This is a genomic window from Arthrobacter agilis (assembly GCF_006494655.1).
Lineage (GTDB): Bacteria > Actinomycetota > Actinomycetes > Actinomycetales > Micrococcaceae > Arthrobacter_D > Arthrobacter_D agilis.
Genome location: NZ_VHIM01000026.1, coordinates 1 through 764, shown reverse-complemented (window position 1 = coordinate 764; position 764 = coordinate 1). Strand labels below are relative to the sequence as shown.

At 59.8% G+C, this 764-nt stretch carries 1 pseudogene; it reads right to left on the bottom strand.

From position 1 onward, the window contains the following. Positions 1 to 182: 182 nt before the first annotated feature. Positions 183 to 569: pseudogene (locus tag FJV46_RS15820) on the bottom strand (hypothetical protein); the annotation flags it as partial. Between the last annotated feature and the right edge of the window lie 195 nt (positions 570 to 764).

Genomic DNA, 764 nt, shown 5'->3' with positions numbered 1-764 from the left:
AACGGACTCATCGAACTCCACCGCCGCGTCGCCCGAGGATTCCGCAACCGAGACAACTACCGCCTACGCATGCTCCTCATCGGCGGCGGACTCAGCCACTCCCACCTCAAGTAAGAAGAGCCGGATAACGGGACGATCACCCGGTAGCGCGGAGCCTCAGCAGTGGCGCTGAACGTCGTATGGGCTACCGCAGCGTGATTGCCTAGCTCCGCCCATAGCCGTAGGAGGAAGTCCTCTGCCGGGTGATCGACGTCGAGAGTAAGCGCGCTGCGCTGAACCACTGTGTCTTTCTTCCGGTGGCGCAAACCATCGCCGCGCAATTCGCCGAAGACGTATCCGAACGCCGTTTCCTTCGAGCTTGCAGGTTTGCCACTCAGCAGATCGAGGAAGTCATTCCAGCTGATTGTCTGCTGCTGCCAATTGGCAGCCTTCGGCCCGGCCGTCGCGGCAATGGCGATATTCAGTAAGTGGCTAGCGGCAACCGAGCTCGTCGAAGTACAATTGTTAGTGTTGAGATTCTTTGCCGTCCGGTTACCCTCCGGGCGGCTTTCTCGTGTTGGTGGCTTCACCTCTCGCGGCCTCCCGCAAGCAAGGATGCGATTTTAGCGGCCTGCGAGGGTGACAGTGGGGGTGCTTTTGCGGCTCTTCATACTTGAGGTGGGAGCGCTGAGCGACACGCCGTGAGCACCTGACTCCGAAATGAGGTCGAGACCTTCCAAGATCGGCAGTGACTAAGCCGCTCAATCCGGAAGGCCTCGACAATG